The organism is Cellulomonas citrea (assembly GCF_009829685.1).
Lineage (GTDB): Bacteria > Actinomycetota > Actinomycetes > Actinomycetales > Cellulomonadaceae > Cellulomonas > Cellulomonas citrea.
The window spans coordinates 1-1,581 of the sequence record NZ_VWSD01000282.1 but is presented as its reverse complement, the minus strand read 5'-3'; the positions used below and the strand labels follow the sequence as shown (position 1 = coordinate 1,581).

General features: G+C 72.7%; 1 protein-coding gene, 1 rRNA gene, 1 pseudogene and 1 riboswitch. All 3 genes and pseudogenes read left to right on the top strand.

The features are described 5' to 3' along the window. Positions 1-81 (top strand): 23S ribosomal RNA (locus F2B26_RS17270); the annotation flags it as partial. Positions 82-227: 146 nt separating this feature from the next. Beyond that, entirely contained in the window at positions 228-893 is a 666-nt protein-coding gene (rpe, locus tag F2B26_RS16180) for a ribulose-phosphate 3-epimerase (protein ID WP_159811096.1), read from the top strand. A gap of 65 nt (positions 894-958) precedes the next feature. Next, positions 959-1,094: riboswitch (FMN riboswitch) on the top strand. Between the two features lie 157 nt (positions 1,095-1,251). After that, positions 1,252-1,581 (top strand): annotated as a pseudogene (locus tag F2B26_RS16175) (riboflavin biosynthesis protein RibD); the annotation flags it as partial.

Genomic DNA, 1,581 nt, shown 5'->3' with positions numbered 1-1,581 from the left:
AAAGAGTGCGTAATAGCTCACTGGTCAAGTGATTCCGCGCCGACAATGTAGCGGGGCTCAAGCGCACCGCCGAAGCTGTGGCATTCATGCGTTAGCCCAGTCTCCTTGTGAGGCTCAGGTGCGTGGAGGGCGCGGGCGACGTGCAGCTGTGGCCGCACGTGCACGGCACCGACGCGATGTTCCTGGCGCTGCTGCGCCGCACGGCCTGACCGATACGCTGCCCAGTCATGGGCGTGCAGATCAATCCGAGCATCCTGTCGGCTGACTTCGTCAACCTCGAGAGCGAGCTCGCGCGCATCGCGACGGCCGACCAGGTGCACGTCGACGTCATGGACAACCACTTCGTGCCCAACCTCACGCTCGGGCTCCCGGTGGTGCGTCGGATCGCCCAGGTCAGCCCGGTGCCGCTCGACGTGCACCTCATGATCGACGACGCCGACCGGTGGGCCCCGGCCTACGCCGAGGCGGGGGCCGCCTCGGTGACCTTCCACGCCGAGGCCACCCAAGCCCCCGTGCGGCTGGCCCGTGAGCTGCGCGCCGGCGGCGTGCGGGCGGCCGTCGCGGTGCGGCCCGCCACACCGGTCGAACCGTTCTTCGACCTGCTCGGCGAGCTCGACATGGTCCTCGTCATGACGGTCGAGCCCGGGTTCGGCGGCCAGGCGTTCATCGAGGGGATGCTCGGCAAGGTACGGCGGCTGCGGTCCGCGGTGACCGCCGCCGGCGCAGACGTCCGGATCCAGGTGGACGGCGGGGTCTCGGTCTCCACCATCGCGGCGATCGCCCGGGCGGGAGCCGACGTGTTCGTCGCGGGATCGGCGGTCTATGGGCACGAAGACCCAGCCGCGGCCATCGCCGAGCTCCGGACGCTGGGGGACGCGTCGTACGACGCCTGACCTGCTGGGACGTGCGTCCCGGAGCACCCCGTCCGCACGTGGCATGATGAACGGCGTAAGACGCAACACGTACTCCGGGGTCGGTGAAAGTCCGAGCCGGCGGTGACAGTCCGCGACCCGTGAGGTCCCGCAAGGGATCGAGCGGTTGACCTGGTGGAACTCCAGGACCGACGGTGAAAGTCCGGATGGGAGGAGACGTGGCGGCGTGGGCCCTCGGGCGTACGCCGTGGCGTGGGCGACCTGTCCCGCGCCTCCCTCCCCGGAGCCGACGGCCCGGGAGGTGAGCAGGACGAACACCCAGCACGGCAGCGACGCCGAGTCGCGCACGCACCAGGTGAGCGCCGCGGAGCGTGCGGCGATGGCCCGGGCCTTCGAGCTCGCGGCGCGCGGCCCGCTGGACGACCCGAACCCGCAGGTGGGCGCCGTGCTGCTGGGGCCCGACGGCAGCATGCTCGCCGAGGGCTGGCACCGCGGGGCTGGCACCCCGCACGCGGAGGCGGCCGCGCTGGCCGCAGCCGCCGAGGCCGGCGTCGACGTGCGCGGGGCCACCGCGGTGGTCTCGCTCGAGCCGTGCGACCACACCGGGCGGACCGGTCCGTGCAGCGTGGCGCTGCTCCAGGCCGGGGTCGCCCGCGTCGTCTACTCGGTGCCTGACCCCAACCCTGCGGCGGCCGGGGGAGCGGCCCGG

Bases quoted from the DNA above. Each gene is read 5' to 3' on its own strand.
- rpe (WP_159811096.1), top strand. From the start codon at position 228: ATGGGCGTGCAGATCAATCCGAGCATCCTGTCGGCTGACTTCGTCAAC.